The 14,659-nt window shown below is 60.2% G+C and carries 15 protein-coding genes and 1 pseudogene (1 of these 16 cut by a window edge); 11 read left to right on the plus strand and 5 right to left on the minus strand.

The features are described from left to right. Nucleotides 1–241, plus strand: the 3' portion of a protein-coding gene (locus PSH81_RS22280) for a PH domain-containing protein (protein ID WP_305391491.1). Its footprint begins 131 nt before the window's first position; 241 of the gene's 372 nt are visible here — the last part of the coding sequence; the start codon falls outside the window, past its left edge; it ends in the stop codon at nucleotides 239–241. Nucleotides 242–787: 546 nt separating this feature from the next. On the opposite strand, the gene PSH81_RS22290 is transcribed toward PSH81_RS22280, so the two are convergent. After that, on the minus strand, nucleotides 788–1,018 hold the full coding sequence (locus tag PSH81_RS22290; protein ID WP_305391493.1) for a hypothetical protein: 231 nt from the start codon (nucleotides 1,016–1,018) through the stop codon (nucleotides 788–790). Between the two features lie 281 nt (nucleotides 1,019–1,299). On the opposite strand from PSH81_RS22290, the pseudogene PSH81_RS22295 reads away from it, so the two are divergent. Then, nucleotides 1,300–2,462 (plus strand): annotated as a pseudogene (locus PSH81_RS22295) (S-type pyocin domain-containing protein). A 20-nt stretch (nucleotides 2,463–2,482) separates the two neighbouring features. Further along, nucleotides 2,483–2,761, plus strand: coding sequence for a colicin E3-like toxin immunity protein (locus tag PSH81_RS22300; protein ID WP_318652612.1), 279 nt, complete (start codon nucleotides 2,483–2,485; stop codon nucleotides 2,759–2,761). A gap of 306 nt (nucleotides 2,762–3,067) precedes the next feature. Here PSH81_RS22300 and PSH81_RS22305 read toward each other — a convergent pair whose 3' ends face one another. Together PSH81_RS22305 and PSH81_RS22310 are read right to left on the minus strand one after the other, a co-directional pair. Continuing rightward, complete coding sequence (locus PSH81_RS22305; RefSeq protein ID WP_305391494.1) at nucleotides 3,068–4,411, minus strand: sensor histidine kinase; 1,344 nt, start codon at nucleotides 4,409–4,411, stop codon at nucleotides 3,068–3,070. Beyond that, the gene (locus tag PSH81_RS22310; RefSeq protein ID WP_226457293.1) at nucleotides 4,408–5,070 is read right to left on the minus strand and encodes a response regulator; all 663 of its coding nucleotides are present in this window, start codon (nucleotides 5,068–5,070) and stop codon (nucleotides 4,408–4,410) included. Before PSH81_RS22310 ends, PSH81_RS22305 begins: the two co-directional genes overlap by 4 nt. Before the next feature lie 146 nt (nucleotides 5,071–5,216). On the opposite strand from PSH81_RS22310, the gene PSH81_RS22315 reads away from it, so the two are divergent. The 5 genes from PSH81_RS22315 (at nucleotide 5,217) to PSH81_RS22335 (ending at nucleotide 10,025) form a co-directional block, all read left to right on the plus strand. Then, a complete protein-coding gene (locus PSH81_RS22315; RefSeq protein ID WP_192300555.1) occupies nucleotides 5,217–5,483 on the plus strand; it encodes a PepSY domain-containing protein in 267 nt (88 codons plus the stop codon). After that, nucleotides 5,483–6,028 carry a cytochrome b/b6 domain-containing protein gene (locus tag PSH81_RS22320; RefSeq protein ID WP_226457292.1) on the plus strand — a complete coding sequence of 182 codons (546 nt, stop codon included), beginning with the start codon at nucleotides 5,483–5,485 and terminating at the stop codon, nucleotides 6,026–6,028. The genes PSH81_RS22315 and PSH81_RS22320 overlap by 1 nt, the downstream gene beginning before the upstream one ends. 22 nt (nucleotides 6,029–6,050) lie before the next feature. Continuing rightward, the gene (locus PSH81_RS22325; protein WP_305391495.1) at nucleotides 6,051–7,319 is read left to right on the plus strand and encodes an exo-alpha-sialidase; all 1,269 of its coding nucleotides are present in this window, start codon (nucleotides 6,051–6,053) and stop codon (nucleotides 7,317–7,319) included. After that, nucleotides 7,319–7,930 carry a hypothetical protein gene (locus PSH81_RS22330; RefSeq protein ID WP_305391496.1) on the plus strand — a complete coding sequence of 204 codons (612 nt, stop codon included), beginning with the start codon at nucleotides 7,319–7,321 and terminating at the stop codon, nucleotides 7,928–7,930. The genes PSH81_RS22325 and PSH81_RS22330 overlap by 1 nt, the downstream gene beginning before the upstream one ends. 73 nt (nucleotides 7,931–8,003) lie before the next feature. Continuing rightward, nucleotides 8,004–10,025: an LTA synthase family protein gene (locus PSH81_RS22335; protein WP_305391497.1), complete on the plus strand. Its 2,022-nt coding sequence runs from the start codon at nucleotides 8,004–8,006 to the stop codon at nucleotides 10,023–10,025. Here PSH81_RS22335 and PSH81_RS22340 read toward each other — a convergent pair whose 3' ends face one another. Beyond that, nucleotides 10,026–10,400 carry a cytochrome c family protein gene (locus PSH81_RS22340; protein WP_192300560.1) on the minus strand — a complete coding sequence of 125 codons (375 nt, stop codon included), beginning with the start codon at nucleotides 10,398–10,400 and terminating at the stop codon, nucleotides 10,026–10,028. Nucleotides 10,401–10,441: 41 nt separating this feature from the next. Beyond that, nucleotides 10,442–10,963: a demethoxyubiquinone hydroxylase family protein gene (locus tag PSH81_RS22345; RefSeq protein ID WP_226457288.1), complete on the minus strand. Its 522-nt coding sequence runs from the start codon at nucleotides 10,961–10,963 to the stop codon at nucleotides 10,442–10,444. A gap of 150 nt (nucleotides 10,964–11,113) precedes the next feature. Between PSH81_RS22345 and PSH81_RS22350 the strand changes: the two genes are divergently transcribed. The 3 genes from PSH81_RS22350 to PSH81_RS22360 all read left to right on the plus strand — a co-directional run bounded on the left by PSH81_RS22350 (nucleotide 11,114) and on the right by PSH81_RS22360 (nucleotide 14,544). After that, nucleotides 11,114–11,479 (plus strand): response regulator, encoded by a 366-nt coding sequence (locus tag PSH81_RS22350; protein WP_305391498.1) that lies wholly within the window; start codon nucleotides 11,114–11,116, stop codon nucleotides 11,477–11,479. A gap of 210 nt (nucleotides 11,480–11,689) precedes the next feature. After that, nucleotides 11,690–12,304, plus strand: a complete 615-nt coding sequence (locus tag PSH81_RS22355; protein ID WP_305391499.1) for a biliverdin-producing heme oxygenase — start codon at nucleotides 11,690–11,692, stop codon at nucleotides 12,302–12,304. Continuing rightward, on the plus strand, nucleotides 12,301–14,544 hold the full coding sequence (locus PSH81_RS22360) for an ATP-binding protein (RefSeq protein ID WP_226457285.1): 2,244 nt from the start codon (nucleotides 12,301–12,303) through the stop codon (nucleotides 14,542–14,544). The genes PSH81_RS22355 and PSH81_RS22360 overlap by 4 nt, the downstream gene beginning before the upstream one ends. The last annotated feature ends 115 nt before the right edge of the window (nucleotides 14,545–14,659 follow it).

Genomic DNA, 14,659 nt, shown 5'->3' on the forward strand with positions numbered 1-14,659 from the left:
CTTCACCAACAAACGCATCATCGCCGTGAACGTGCAGGGGATTACCGGCAGCAAAAAAGACTTCACGTCGCTGCCGTACAAAAATATCGTCGCCTACTCGGTGGAAACATCCGGGACGTTTGATCTGGATTCGGAGTTGGAGATTTACTTTTCGTCGTTGGGGAAAGTGAAGTTTGAATTCACGGGGAAGACTTCGATTGTTGAAATTTCCCGGTTGATTTCCAAGCATCTGCTGACCTGATCGGTGGGTAAAAAAAGACCTCGGCGCTCCAAGGTCTTTTTGCTGCCTACATCGTTAAACGGCTGTACCGGATCAAAATGTGGGAGCAACTTGGTGATCATGATGCAGCTCCAATGTTGCGTAATTCAGTTGAGGCCAACGCCAGACGAAATAAACGAAAATCGCAGTATTCGAAACAAAGCTAACTATTTCCGCCCCGTTCTACTCTCCCGAGACTCCGTGCCCCTCTTTAAACAACTGCAATACCAGACCACCCCGCCCACCACCGCTCCCACAACCACCACCCCATTCCCCACCAACCAAAGCCCAAAATTCCGACTCTGATCCGCATCACTGTCATAAAACGGCCCAAAATACGCAGACACCGCCACCACTAACCCGTTAAACACCACAAGCGCTACCGCAACCACCAACACCACAAACCCAATCCCCTTAACCACCGTCATAAAACCCTCCAAAACCAAATCTCCGTGGAATCGTGATAACTCGGAAAAGTCCCCTCAATCGAAAAACCCATCTGAATACGCGGGTAGCTCAGCCAATCCGTCAACCGTCGCCCATTCCACAGGTCGATATGGTCACCACTACGATTTTGGGGTGCTGCCAACAATAGCGCACGCCGACTAAGCGGCTCAGATCGACGCCAGATCTACGCAGCGCCACGCCTAAATTGATCGCGCATTGATCGCTGAAATCTTTGGTGCCGTTGGTTCTGCACGGGGCTGCATCGCCGAAAATTTCGGGGTGGTTTTTCCATAGGGTGTTGAACGTCAGCATTTGGTATTTCCATCGCGTTTTTTCGCGCGACCGTAACAAACACCTTGCATTCAAAGAGGGACGCAGACGGAAAACAGATCGGTCCTACTCGTGTGCAAGTTTTGCCTGAAGTCCAAAGCACACAGCCCCACCCACCCGCAGATGAGAGAACTCAAATACGTACTTTCAACGTCGCGACAAGCCAGCTGACTTTTCCCACGAAAACCATCGAACAACGCTTATTTCAGCCCCTCGCTTCCCCCCCGTAGCCTCACTCCCCCACACAAGGAAGTGAGCCAGCCATGTCAGAACGCGCCTACCCCATCACCGAAGAAGAACAACTCAAACGCCGCATCCTGACTCCGCAGCCGAAACGGATTCCCTATTCGCCGCCCATCGAATTGCTCGCCCCTCTCCCTCCTGCAAACCCTGCGCCCACCAAACCTCCCGGCTGCGTATTCCTCAAGCCCTGCCAACTGCCCGACGGGCTCATTCACTACAACGATCCATCCGGTTACGTCCCCCTTGAGCTGATCGAGGAATACGGCCACTTCAGCCTTTTGGGCGGCCGTGAGGTGGATGACCAGGGCACGGTGGCCTTGAGCAAAATCAGCGGCAGTGCATTGCCTGTCGGTTTGGGATCGTTGGCGTTACGTACGGCGGTTGTGGAGTCGGCAGCTGTTGCGGCTGGCACGGTAGCGAGTGGGTTGCTAGCGGGATTGGTCGGGCTGGCTTGGCCGGCGACGTTGGGCGACAGCGCGCTCTACACCGACGAGCAATTGCGTGCGATGCAACGGGCGCGTTCGCAGATGCGGTTGCATATCGAGCAGTTGGAGGATGGCACGCTCAAGGGCTATGGCTTTTACACTGGCCGTAACGCCGACTGGCAGATGATCGATGTGGTGCAGTTCCAAAGCCGTGATGATCGGTTTGTGGCGGATTTGGGTGAGGGTGTGGAGCTGATCTGGATGCCTGCGGTTGATCCGGGGGACACCTTGGGCATTCCGGCTTTGGAGGCGGCGCCGCAAGCACCGGTGATCTGGATTTATCCGCCGACGCAGAAGGCTGCGCAGATTTTGGTGACCCCGGTTTATCCGCCGCAGTATCGGGATTTTATTCTGGTGTTCCCGGTGGAGTCGGGGGTTGGGCCGTTGTATGTGGTGGTTAATCAGCCTCGGAAGGGGATGAAAAACCCGGATTATGATTACTTTCCTGCACCAAAAACCGAGGACATCACTGGATTCCCTGGCTTGATAGAACAAAAAGAAAGACACGAAAACGTAATGGCGGCGGCCTGCGAGAGCTTTGGAAGGACGCCAAAGGAAGGAGGATTTTTGAGTGGGACTCAGAACAAGGTGAACTGGAAGTATATCGATACAGCGACTTGGAGCATCTAGGCTCATTTGACCCCTACACCGGCGAACGACGGGGTCCAGCAAAAGACGAAAGACGCATAGAAAAATAACTGGAGACGTTGTTATGACAATGAAAATACGCCTGCAATGGTTCAACAAAACAACCGACAACTTGGAAGCAAGCGAACACTCAGCAGACTTTGAAGAAGAGGACAGCATCCTCAACGCGCTCGATTTAAACGAGGAGCCCCAGATATATGCAGGAGGGTTCGACGTACTACCTAGTTGGATAACGATTCTCCAGCCGTACTTCCAACACGTAATAGCGCCTGGCCTTTTCAACTACCAAATATCCTTCCGCTACCAAGGCGCCTGGCCACCACCCCCCAAGCAGCCCAAGACCCCATGAGGCCGACCATGAAAAAGCCCCTCCTCTACCGCTCCGTCAACACCCGTACTCATGGTGTGCGTCACGGCAGTTACTGCGCTTATCGGTACGAGCGAAACCCCAAATTCGATCAGCCCGCTATCACCCGCTTCACCGGGCCTCGAAAGCTCCCACAGATGATTGGCGGTGCAATCATTTCCCGAGCCTGGCACAGGTCAAAGTGTGGGAGCTGGCTTGCCTGAGAACGCGGGGGCTCAGCCAGCACTTATATCAGCTGACACGCCGTCTTTGCGGGCAAGCCCGCTCCCACAGGGGATTAGTGCTGGGTCAGAATTCCAGGCGGGCACACAACCCACCCTGCTCCAAATTCCGCAACGCCAACCGACTGCCAATCTTGCCAACGATCATCTCCACAATCGCCAACCCCAACCCAGCGCCGTTGGCGTTCCCGCGGCTGTAGAACCGCTCGAACAATCGCCCTAATTCCGCCTCATCGATCCCCGGCCCCTGGTCCTCGACGCTCAGGCAATTGGCGCCAATCACCACCTTCACTTCGCTGCCGGCCGGCGAAAAATTCAGCGCATTGGTGACCAGGTTTTGCAATGCAATCGCCAGCGCGACAGGCTCGGTTTCCACCCAAACCTCTTCTTCGCCTTCCAGCACCAGTTCCACGCCTTTCTCCATGGCCAACGGCGTCAGTTCGGCCAGTTCTTCGCGCACCAACTCGGTCAGTTGCACACGGCTGCGCACCGGGTTATTCAGTTGCGGTTCGATGCGCGCCATGGTCAGCAGTTGGCTGCCGATGCGGGTGGCGCGGTCGACGCCATTGACCAGAAACTCCAGGGCTTCACGGCGTTGCTCCGGGGTTTCGGCGCCTTGCGCGTTTTGTGCGTGGATGCGCAGGATCGCCAGGGGCGTGCGCAGTTCGTGGGCGGCGTCGGCGATGAAGCGGCGCTCGCGCTCCAATAGCTCGTCCACCTGGACCAGCAACCGGTTCAGCGCGGTTTGCATGGGTTCCAGGTCGCTGGGCAGTGGCGCTAAATGCAGCGGTTGCAAGGTATCGGTACTGCGTCCGCGAATCGACAGGGCCATGGCGCGCAGCGGTTTGAAGCCCCAACCGATAACCAGCCAGATCAACACCGCCAGCAGTGGTACACCGATCAACGTAGGCCAGAGGGTGTGGCGCATGATGCGCTGGATCACGTCCTGGCGAATGTCGTCACGCTCGCCCACCCAGATCAACAGCCCTTGCTGCGGGTCGGCGAGGAGGAAGGCGCACCAGTCGTTGCCGTTGTCCATCAGGTCATGGGAGCCGAGGGTCGCAGGCGGTGCGGCCAACACCGGCGCTTCGGCGGAGCGCACCAGCAGTTGGCCGTCGATGCGCCAGATCTGGAAGGTCAGGCGGGTTTCATAGGGATGGGCCACGCCCTCCTCACCCACGCGGCTCATGGCCTGGTCAAACGCCTCGTACAAGCGCTGCCAGTCGGCTTCGCCGGGGTCGCGCTGGCGCAACACGCCTTGCAGCAGGCGCGCGCTTTGGGCGAGTTGGGCGTCGTAGACTTCTTCGATTTCGTGGTGGCTGTCGCGCAGCACCAGCCAGCTGATCAACGCGTCGCCGAGCAGGATCAGCACCAGCACGGGGATGAGGATGCGCGCACGAACCGAGGTCATGGTTTAAGCGCCAGCACATAACCGACACCGCGCACGGTGCGGATCAGCTCTGTGGATAACTTCTTGCGCAGATTATGGATCAGCACTTCCAGGGTATTGCTCTCGACCCGGTCCTGCCAGCCGTACAACGCGCGGGACAGGCGCTCGCGGGTCACCACTTTGCCGGGGCGCACCATCAGTTGGTGCAGCAGTTGGTATTCCATCGGCGTCACGATGACCTCCCCATCTTGATAGCGCACTTGCTGGGTGGCCGGGTCGAGGCTGACGCCGGCGTGTTCCAGCAACGGCTGCGCGCGCCCCAGGCTGCGGCGCAACAAGGCGCGTACGCGGGCCTTGAGTTCTTCGACGTCGAAAGGTTTGACCAGGTAGTCGTCGGCGCCGGCGTCCAGGCCGGCGATGCGTTCGGCGGTGCCGTCGCGGGCGGTGAGGATCAGCACCGGCAAGTCGTGTTGCTCGGCGCGCAGTTGCTGCAACAGATCAAGGCCGTCGAGGCGCGGCAGGCCGAGGTCGAGCAGCAATAGATCAAACGACTCCGTACGCAGCGCATGCAGGGCCGCGACGCCATCTTGCAGCCAATCGAGGGTGTAGCCTTCGGCACCCAAGGCCACGCGAATCCCCTGGCCGAGGGCACGATCATCTTCGACAAGGAGTAGACGCATTACTAATTCTCTGTAGGAAACGGCGAAATCATGCCGGGTTTTCCAGGCACACCCTTGGCAAAGATGTTACGGCTCGTTGCCAACTAAGGTTGCACTAAGGTTGGTTTTGCACTGTGAAATCTCCCACCTCTGCAGAGAGCTTTTCCATGCGCAAAATTCTGTTGTTGTCCCTGATCCTCACCAGCCCCCTGGCCCTCGCCGGCCCGCAGTGCACCACCGCCGAACGCTCGCAATGGCAAGACCAGCAAGCCTTCCAGGACAAGCTCAAGGCCGACGGCTACCAGATCAGCAAATTCAAGGTCACCGACGGCAATTGCTACGAGATCTACGGTTTCGACAAGGACAAGCGCAAGGTCGAGATCTACCACGACCCGGTGACCGGCAAGGCCGTGAAGACTGAGATCAAAGGCTGATGCCAGGCGAATCCCTGCGCCTGTGGGACCCGTTGGTGCGGCTGTTTCACCTGTCGATCGCCGGGGTCTTTGTCGCCAATTACTTCTTTAACGAAGCGGGCGACGACTGGCACGTCTGGCTGGGCTACTACGCCATGGCCTGGCTGCTGGTGCGTTTGGTGTGGGGCTTCGTCGGGCCGCGCAGCGCACGCTGGGCGGACTTTTGGCCGACACCCAAACGGCTGAATGCCCACCTGCGTTCGCTGCTCAACCGCCGACCGCAACATCGCCTGGGTCATTCACCGATTGGCGCGCTGGTGATGCTGTTGATGTTGCTTGCCTTGCTCACCCTTGGCGTCAGCGGCTTCTTGATGCAGGAAGTCGATGCGCTGTGGGGCGCCGACTGGCCGCAACAAATCCACGAGACCGCGGCGAATGGGCTGCTGGGCCTGGTGTGTATGCATGTGTTGGCCGCGCTGTTTGAAAGTGCACTGGTACGCGACAACTTACCGTTATCCATGCTCACCGGTCGCAGGAAGCGCCTGCCGGATGAACGTGCGCAGTAATCCTTTTATCCACAGGTCTCCTATGCGCTGCGTCTTAATGATTTGCGGCCTGCTCGCGGTGTTTCTCGCCGCCTGGCAAAGCCATCCGCCCCATGTGCTGGCGCCGTTTGCCCAGGCCAGCCCGACGACCGCGAAAGTCGCGGCGGCCCCGCAGTACACCAGCCGGTTCGTGTCGACACAGTTGACGGATTTTGTGCACTCCTCCTCCGTCACTGCCCTGCCCGGCGGCGACTTGATGGCGGTGTGGTTCGCCGGTTCCCGCGAAGGCGCCGCCGATGTGCAGGTGCGTACCGCGCGCTTCGACGCCCACAGTGGCGAATGGGGCGCCGAGCAGGTACTGGCCACGCGGGAAAGCACCCGCGACGGCACCCAGCGCTATATCCGCAAACTCGGCAACCCGGTGATCGCCCTCGCGCCGGACAATCGTCTGTGGATGTTTTACGTGTCGGTGTCAGTCGGTGGTTGGGCCACCAGTGCGATCAATGTGATGGTCTCGGATGACCTCGGCGCCAGCTGGTCGGCACCGAGGCAACTGGTGACCTCGCCGTTTTTCAATATCAGCACCTTGGTGCGTGCCGCGCCGGTGTTCCACGCCGACGGTTCCATTGGCCTGCCGGTGTACCACGAGTTCATGGGCAAGTTCGCCGAGTACCTGTACTTGAGCGCCGACGGTGCCGTGATCGACAAATTCCGCATCAGCCGGGGCAAGCACTCGCTGCAACCGACCATTGTGCCGCTGGACGGCCAGCGCGCCGTGGCGATGTTGCGTTACGCCGGCGACACTCACCATCGTGTGCTGGCCAGCCGCACCACCGACGCCGGGCAGACCTGGAGCGAGCCATACCCGCTGGAGCCGGCCAACCCGAATTCCTCGCTAGCGGCGGTGGGCACCGAAGATGATGGTTTGCTAGTGGCACTCAACGACCTGAAGGACGGCCGCTTCAAGCTCAGCCTCTACGGCACCGACGCCCAGCTCAGTCAGTGGCGCACCGTGGTGCAACTGGACCAGTCGCCGGACCCGCTGGGCCAGCCGTTCTCCCCCGACGCCTACAAAGAAATCATCGGCGAAGGCTTCCGCGCCTCCAGCGGCGCAAAACGCCTGCCCCTGGAACAACGTTTCCTGAGCAACCTGGATTACCGCGTGTGCAAACCCCGTGGCTGCGATTTCGAATACGAGTACCCGTATTTCAGCCGCAGCCCGGACGGCACCTACCACTTGGTGTACTCGTGGAATAACACCTTTATCAAACACGTCAGCTTCAACGAAGCCTGGCTGGCGGAGCGTCTGTGATGGTTTCCCTGTGGCAGGCCCATTTGAGTTTTGTGTTGCTGGGGTTTGTGGCGCTGTGCGCGCTGCGCTTCACCCAGCCGTGGCGGCCGTGGTTGCTGCCAGTGTTGGTGGCGACAAGTTTTATCCCGGTCAATGAACTGCCGTTGGCGGCGTATGTGCGCAGTTTTACCGATGATCTGGCGATCAGCACGCTGGTGTTGCTGGCGTGGGTTGCCTTGAGCCGATTGGGCTTGGTGCAGCCGCTTGCTCGCCCGCAGCGGGTGCAAATGTTGCTGGTGTTCTGTGTGTTGAGCTTGGTGCTGTACCCGGCGACGCTGGGGCTGACGTATGTCGATCCGTACCGTTGGGGGTTCAACCCGCGGCCGATGATTGTGCTGGTGGCCGTGGCGGCGCTGTTGATGTTGTGGCTGCGTAATGCGTTGGCCGTGTGGATGCTGGTGCTGGGCACTTTAGCGTTTGCACTGCGGCTGAAAGCGTCGGAGAACTACTGGGATTATCTGGTGGACCCACTCCTGGCGACCTACTGCGTCATCGCCGGGTTAATGCAATTCAAACTGTGGGAGCGGGCTTGCTCGCGAATGCGCAGTGTCAGTCACAGCAGCTCTAACTGACCCACCGCTTTCGCGAGCAAGCCCGCTCCCACATTTGTCTTGTGGTGTTTATTAGATTGAGTAGAGAGAGATGATGAGTGCGTTGCAATCACGCCGCCTGCGCTACGGCGTAGGCGCGATCGGCTTGGTGTTTGTGTTGCTGGCGGCGTTGCGGCTGGTGTTTGTGCTGGGTTTTTCCGGCCTGCCGTTAAACACTCCGCAGTTACTGGAAACCCTCGGCATCGGCCTGCGTTTCGACCTGCGCCTGGCGGTGTTGCTGCTACTGCCGCTGGCGGTGCTGGCGTGGTTGCCGCGCTGGAACCTCATCACCCTGCCCGCCCTGCGCTGGCTCGCGCGCGGTTATCTGGTGATGGCCCTGGCCGCGGTCGGCCTGGTCTACATCATCGACTTCGGCCACTACGCCTACCTGGGTGTACGTATCAACGCAACCGTGTTGCGCTACCTGCAAGACGCGCAGATTTCACAACAGATGGTGTGGGAAACCTACCCCGTGCTGTGGATAACTGCCTGCTGGCTGGCCGCCGTGGCGCTGTGGGTATGGGCGCTGGTGTGCCTGGAACGCCTGACCCTGGAGCGTCCAGCCCAGCAGATGGGCAAATGGGCAGTGGCGTCAGTCTCGGTGATCGGCGTGGTCGCCGTACTCTTGGCCCTACTCGGTCGCGTCGCCAATCTCAACCTGGAAAACCCGGTGCCCCTGCGCTGGAGCGATGCGTTCTTTTCCGGCAACAGCCAAGTCGCCGCCGTGGGCCTGAACCCGGTGCTGTTTTTGTACGACACCTTCAAGGTCGGGCAGTCGCAATTCGATGAAAAAAAGGTGCGCGAACACTATTCGCAAATCGCCGATTACCTGGGGGTCGATCAGCCCGACACCCAGCAACTGAATTTCATCCGCGAACAAGGCGTGCAGCCCTATCGACTGGCCGGCAAGCGCCCGCCCAATGTGGTGTTCGTGATGCTTGAATCCCTCGGCACCAGTGCTGTCGGCGCCTACGGCAACCCGCTGAACCCCACGCCGCACCTCGACAAGCTGGCCACGCAGAGCTGGTTCTTCAAACACTTCTACGTACCTGTCACCGGCACCGCCAAGACCGTGTGGGCCAGCATCAGCGGCGTGCCGGACGTGACCCGCCAGGAGACCGCCACGCGCAACCCGCTGATCACCCGGCAACACACGTTGATCAATGCGTTCGCGGGTTACCAGAAGTTCTACATGATCGGCGGCAATGCCGGCTGGGCGAATATCAACGCCCTGATCCGCCAAAGCATCGACGGCGTGCAGCTCTATGACGAAAGCCACTGGCGCTCGCCACGGGTGGATGTGTGGGGCATTTCCGACCTGGACCTGTTCAAGGAAAGCGACCAACTGCTGCGCGCCGTACCGGAGGCACAACCGTTCTTCGCCTACCTGCAAACTTCCGGCAACCATCGGCCATTCACCATCCCCAAACACAACGATGGGTTCCAGGTCGCCGAGGTGACTCTGGAGCAAGTCCAGGCCGCCGGGTCGCGCAGCGTCGAGCAATACAACGCGGTGCGCCTGCTGGACTACAACATCGGCCGCCTGATGGAGATCGCCAAGGCCGGCGGCTGGTACGACAACAGCATCTTTGTGTTCTTCGGCGACCACAACACGCGCATCAGCCAGATCCCACACATGGCGCCGGCCTTCGAACAGCTCGGTTTGGAGAGCAATAACGTGCCGCTGCTGATCCACGCCCCTGGCCTGGCGCCACGGGTGATCGAAGACGCGGTGGGGCTGGCGGACCTGTTGCCGACCGTGGCGGGTATGGCGGGCATGCCGTTTCGCAATGGTGCCCTGGGCCGCGACATCCAGCAGCCGGCGCCCGAAGGCGAACGCGTGGTGCCGCTGGTGTTGCGTGAAGGCAGCTTCCCGATTATCGGCGGCGTAACCCAACATTTCCTGTTGCAGATGCAGCACGACGGCAGCTCACCGACCCTGCATGACCTGGCCTCACAAACCCCGCGAGACGACGTGGCCGCGCAGCATCCGCAGGAATTCCAGCGCTTGCAGGGGCTCACGCGCGGGCTGCATGAGAGTGCGCGGTGGATGCTGTTCCGGAATGTGCGCGAGTGATTATCGGGGCTGGAAGGTTTCGAGGTAGGCCAGGATGTTGTCGATCTTCTCCTGGTCGCTGATGCCCCAGAAGATCATCCGTGTGCCGCTCACCACCTTCTTCGGCGCCTCGATATAGGCGGCGAGTTTGTCGCGGGTCCAGACCACGCCGGAGTTTTTCATCGCGTCGGAGTACTGGTAGTCGTCCGTGGTACCGGCGGGACGGCCAATGATGCCATTGAGCTGCGGCCCAAACCCGCCCCGCGCGCCTTCGCCAACGCTGTGGCAACCGCCGCAGGTCTTGGTGAACAGCTTGCCGCCCGCCTCGGCATCGCCGGCCGCGAAGGCGGGGCTGGCGCTGAGGGTCAGGGCGAGGGTGATCAAGGCGTACTTCATGGCAAGCTCCATCAGGTGTAGCGGGCGATTATGCCTGTTTGTCAGGAACGCATGCCCATCCAGATCACGGCTTCGGTCCACGCCGTGACCACCGGCGTCAACCCACGGAACCACGGGTCACGCTGATCAATCTGCGCCGCCGAGTGGTCGTGGTGGTGCTGTTCTTCCTCGACAATCGAGGCAATCGCCGCTACGGCCTGCGGGTCGATGTCGTGCAAGCTGTGCAGTTGATGGGCCAGGTGGCGCAACACCACGCTTTCCACGGCAACGGTGGTGGCAACGATCGCCTTGCGTCCGCACAGGCCAGTGATCAACCCCAGCACCAGGCCACCCAGCCCGCACAACCAATAGCTGCGGCAGCGGCGGTAACCGCGGCGTTGCAGTTCAGCCCTGAACACCTCGCGATGACGCCGTTCGTGGGACAGGAATTCTTGCAACTCGGCCACCATGCCCGGGACCAACAACCGGGCCATGAACAGTTGGCCGCTGTAGATGCAAATCGCGCCATGCTCACCGGCATGGTCGACTTTGATCATGCGGTTGCCCAGATCCGGATCATTCACGGTTGACTGCCTTGCGCGAGTGGCCTTGAGGTGCGCGAGTATCCTGCAACGGCATTCTCATGACCACCCATCACTTCGAACACATCCAATCGAACCTATCCAGTCGTGCTCTACTCCACGTTAATGAACCCTGATGGTGGAGTAAGGATCATGGCTCAGCCATCGATTTTAGTGTTGGAAGACGACGAGATCATTCGCTCGTTAATGGTGGATGTGCTAGAGGAATTCGGGGCGCTGGTGACGTCGTTTCCTTCGGCGGATGAAGGAATGATTTACCTGGAACGAGGCGACGAACCGGTGGACCTGATTGTCAGTGATGTTCAGATGCCGGGGTTGCTCAATGGCTATGACTTGAGCCGGGTGGTGGCCCACCGCTGGCCGAACGTGCCGGTGCTGCTGACGTCCGGTAATACCAAACTGGCGGCGCAATTGGGGGGCTCGGTGCGTTTTTTGCCCAAACCATGGAGCACTGAACACCTGCTGGAGTCGGTGCAAACCGCACTGACCGGGCACTGATCGTCCGTGCACTGATAGCTTCACGACATTACTTAAACCGAACTTCGCGGCAAATAGTGCAGTCATTAATGAGGCATGGAGCGACTTTTCTGATCCGCTGGTCAGCCTATTCGCCTTGTGCGGACAGTTATCGGCTCTGAGGTGTGTAGAATCGTCGCCCATTTCCACGCGTCATTCATGGCCGACAGGCCCACAGTTCGAGCTAGCTGAATGCACTCAAAGGCCCATGACGTTGGTCCGCCCACCTTGCTGGAAGCGTTGCGCACAGGCACTGCCCAGCTGCACGTAGCGCTGGAACAGCGCCTGCCGTTTTTCTCTGAACGCCTGGAAGCCCATTGGTATGGGCGCTTGCTCCAGGCGTACTACGGCTTTTATCGGCCTATCGAAGCCTCACTGTATGACAACGCCTTGATTCCTGAAGGCTTCGACTCGGCAATGCGTCTGAAAACACCGACGCTGGTGGACGACCTGCACGCGCTGGGCCTGGACAACCTCGCCATCGACGCCCTCCCCCGCTGCGCCGAACTCCCGGTCTGCGATACCGCCGCCGCCTGTCTAGGCGCCTTGTATGTGCTCGAAGGCGCAACCTTGGGCGGCCAGGTACTGCGCCGGGAAATGGCCCAGCGCCTGGGCCTGGATGCCGACAACGGTGGCGCGTTTCTCAATGTGTACGGCGCCGAGACCGGTCGACGCTGGAAGGATTTCCTCGATTACCTGGGCCGCCTGCCACTGGACGCTGACGCCAAACAGCGCGCGGTGGATGCAGCCCGTTCGACATTCAGCTGCTTTGAGCAATGGCTCGACAGCCAGGAGGTACTGCTATGAAACCCGACGATTTTGAAAAGCTGCTTGCCAACTGTGCCGACGAGCCCATTCGTTTCCCGGGGGCGATCCAGCCCCACGGCGTGCTGCTGACCTTGTCCGAACCGGGCCTGGAAATCATCCAGGTCAGCGCCAACATCGGCACTTTGTTCGGCCATGCGCCCGAGGCGCTGCTGGGCCAGCCGCTGCACACGCTGATTGGCAGCGAGCAAGCCCAGGCTGTTGCAGCCATGGCCGCAAACAACACGTTTTTCGATGCGCCACCGCTGCACGTCACGTTCAACGGTGCGGAATTCGAGGGCTTGTTGCATCGCCATCAGAACGTGTTGGTGCTGGAGTTCGAACCGCTGCTCAGGGATTTCCACCCACGGGCGCTGAACGGTCGCACCAGTGACCTGGGCAAGATGCTGCAGCGTTTGCAGTCGGCGAAAACCCTGCAGGCGCTGTACGAAATCAGCGTGAATGAAATTCAGGCCATGACCGGTTACGACCGTGTGCTGATCTACCGTTTCGAAGAAGAAGGCCATGGCCAGGTCATCGCCGAAGCATCAGCGCCGTCCATGGAGCTTTTCAACGGGTTGTTCTTCCCCGCGTCCGACATCCCAGAGCAGGCCCGTGAGCTGTATCGCACCAACTGGCTACGCATCATCCCGAACGCAGCCTACGAACCCGTGCCACTGCTGCCCAAGCTGCGCCCGGACACCGGCCAACCGCTGGATCTGAGCTTCGCCACCCTGCGCAGCGTGTCGCCGATTCACTGCCAATACATGCAGAACATGGGTGTGTTGTCGTCCATGAGCATCTCGCTGATGAAGGGCGACAAGCTCTGGGGCCTGATCAGTTGCGGCAACCGCGCGCCGCTGCTGGTGCCGAACGACCTGCGCACCGCCTGCCAGACCATCGGCCAGGTGCTGTCGTTGCAGATCAGCGCCATGGAAGCCCTCGACCTGAACCGCCAACGCGAAGAAAAGGTCGAGGCCCTGGCCCTGCTGGATCAAGCGATGAAGGCGTCCCACGAAAACGTCTTCGACGGCCTGGCCCAGCAAGCCCAGGTGCTGATGAACCTGACCCTGTCCGGCGGCGTGGCGATCATCGAAGACAAGCAACTGCACCGCTACGGCAATTGCCCGGAACCGGGGCAGATCCGTGCGCTGCACAAGTGGCTGCAACAAGGCGGCGAGCCGGTGTTTTCCAGCCACAACCTGGCCTCGGTGTACCCACCGGCCGTCGACTTCCAACAAGTCGCCAGCGGCGTGTTGGCCATGAGCCTGCCCAAGCCGGTGGACAACGGCGTGCTGTGGTTCCGCCCGGAAGTGAAAGAGAACATCAATTGGAGTGGCGACCCGAAAAAGCCGCTGGCCCTGGAAAACTCCGACGCAGGCCTGCGCCTTCGCCCACGCACCTCGTTTGAAATCTGGAAAGTGGAAATGGCCGGCATCTCCACCAAATGGAGCCATGGCGACCGCTTCGCCGCCAACGACCTGCGCCGGTCCGCCCTGGAAAACGACCTGGCGCGCCAGGTGCTGCGCGAGCAACAAGCGGTGCGCGCACGTGATGAACTGGTGGCGGTGGTGTCCCACGACCTGCGCAACCCGATGACTGTCATCTCGATGCTCTGCGGCATGATGCAAAAGGCCTTCAGCTCCGATGGCCCACACACCTCGCGGCGGATTTCCTCGGCCATCGACACCATGCAACAGGCCGCCGGGCGCATGAACGTGTTGCTGGAGGACCTGCTCGACACCTCTAAAATCGAGGCCGGGCGTTATGTGGTCAAGCCGGTGTCGCTGGACGTCAGCCAGATCTTTGAGGAGGCCTATTCGCTGCTGGCGCCGCTGGCGATGGAGAAAGGCATCGACCTGTCGTTCAATGCCGAGCCCGGCCTGCAGATCAATGCGGACCCGGAGCGCCTGTTCCAGGTGCTGTCGAACCTGATCGGCAATGCCATCAAGTTCACCCCGCGCCAGGGCAATATCGGTATCAGCGCCATGAGCAACGGTGAAGAGATCGTGTTTTCGGTACGTGACAGCGGTGAAGGCATTGCGCCGGAGCAACTGCCCCACGTGTTTGATCGCTATTGGACAAAGACTGAAAACAATCCCACCGGCAGCGGGCTGGGGCTGTACATCACCCAAGGCATCATCCAGGCCCACGGCGGCAAAATTGTTGCTGAAAGCGAGGTGGGGCGTGGCAGCGAGTTCCGCTTTACGGTGCCCAAGGTACTTGGCGATTCGCATACCTGAATCTCGCAACGTTTTGAGATGAGGCGTTTATAGGTTTCCCGTCACACGCTCTGTAAGGTCGGCTCGCGTCGCAGTGCCCATGATGCAGCGCGGCGTGCCCCAACCATTCAGAGGA

It is taken from the genome of Pseudomonas sp. FP2335 (assembly GCF_030687535.1).
Taxonomy (GTDB): Bacteria; Pseudomonadota; Gammaproteobacteria; order Pseudomonadales; family Pseudomonadaceae; genus Aquipseudomonas.